Source organism: Companilactobacillus keshanensis, assembly GCF_003946205.1.
In the GTDB taxonomy this organism is placed as follows: Bacteria; Bacillota; Bacilli; order Lactobacillales; family Lactobacillaceae; genus Companilactobacillus; species Companilactobacillus keshanensis.
In genome coordinates, this window is sequence record NZ_RHOS01000043.1 from 1 (window position 1) to 1,891 (window position 1,891).

Annotated in this window: 1 protein-coding gene; it reads right to left on the reverse strand. The window is 30.7% G+C overall.

Features of this window, described 5'->3' with window-relative positions; all coding sequences use genetic code 11:
- Positions 1–682: 682 nt before the first annotated feature.
- On the reverse strand, positions 683–1,186 hold the full coding sequence (locus EKM64_RS11285; RefSeq protein WP_125678571.1) for a hypothetical protein: 504 nt from the start codon (positions 1,184–1,186) through the stop codon (positions 683–685).
- Positions 1,187–1,891 lie beyond the last annotated feature (705 nt).

Here is a 1,891-nt window from a genome sequence, read left to right on the forward strand (position 1 = left end):
GTTGCTCTGTCGCAACAACAGGTAATATATTACTAGTTAAGTAACACCTTTGCAAGTACTTTTATAAAAAAAGTTAAAATAATTCAAAGGGTACTTATTTATCTCTCACATAAAGATATCTAGCAATTAAAATTATAGTATAAATTATAAGCGTTGTCATTACATTTGCCTAATTAATTCATGAATATTTCAAATAGTCTATTCTAATCGAATGCTGAACATCAATCCTAAGTACACTAATACAATGATATTCTGAATAAATTCATATACAAATTTCGACTCAAAATAATTGTAAATTTAATATGCTATATGACATTCAAATACCATTAACAAACTAACAAGAATCCTTCTGGTACATCCTATATTCAAACAGCGCATCACACAAAATAAACTAGAATTTATCAAGATCAAAATACTGGTCTAAAATAATCAAGCTTGCCATTCTGTATCTCGTATTACTTGTACTAGGATTTCAAAGTAATAATCTCTTACCTAGAAAGTAACGCTATCTTAGTCAACATGAATGTCTATCGGCATAATAGACGAGTTGCCACTAGGAACAATTAAATGCTTTGACATGGTATCTATAAAAAAAGAATGATCCTATTGAATCTGCAAATGGAATCAATGCATACAAAAACCCGACAACTGGAAGCAAGATCCAATCATCGGGCATGGACTTCTATTTGGAAATACTATTCTTTAGTTCAGTGATTGAACCATCATTCGATAATGACCTATATTGATTATAGGCTGAATACCAATTTCCATCACCTACAGATTTTCTCAAACCAGCATATTTACTATTTGAAAAAACTTCCTTTGCAACTTTTTTAGAATCTGATGAAGATAAGGTAGTATTTTCATTTAATGTTTTTGCAGCTTTGGATTGATTACCTGCTGATTTCATAATATCTGACATTTTGGTATTTTTTAATTTCTCAGAAACTTCAGAGACTTTTTTATCATGTTGAAGATCCCCATTTCTAGTTGATTCTACTTTCTTGACTAATTCATCTTTTACCAACTTATCAGAGGCCGTATCATTTCCACCGCTGATATTTCTAATTGTATTGTTTATAGGGAAAAAGAACACAATACAAAGAATAATTAGAACTAGAATTGTAACCAGTGTAAGAATAATTCCCTTTTTGTGAGATTTCTCTTTATATCGAGTTTGACGCATATTATTAATTACCTCTTTAGATTAGTAAATCAATGATAACATCATTTTGAAAGATGGCTCCATATTAGTTTGACATAGGATCGATAACAAATTTTATTTATCATTTAAGATTCTTATTGGGAAACCACTATCATTAAAAACTAAAGTTGATATTTATGATCAACGTAAAAACCAATCAAATGACTTATTATTCAGATGGTTGTCAATATACTAGGTCAATCAAGACCATTTAAAAGATAAGTGAAAAATATATAAATTATATGCTATTGATTTAATGGAAAATGATTATTGACGTGACTAGTCCTTCTGTTTTGAATACAGACGCGTAGATTTTAAATCATAGTCATCATTAGTCTGTATGGCAAAATGAGCACATTTCAAAATGAATGTACCTACTTTGACCATTTTGGAACCTCACTGATATATAGATTTTATTAATAATCATTAAGCGTATTCTTTTGGTAACCATATATGAATCTTACTAAGAATGCACAGGTGTCATTCTTAGTCCGGTCACTCAACTAGTAAACTATTGTGTGCTATTTGAATTAATGGCCGCTGAGAGGCAGCCAACATCATTAAAAAAGCGCAAAAAAAAGGAAGGACATTTGTCCTTCCTTTTAGAATTGCGTGGCAACTACCTATCCTTGCGGGTAGTTTCCCACCAACTACTTTCGGCGTTAAGAAGCTTAACTTCTGTGTTCG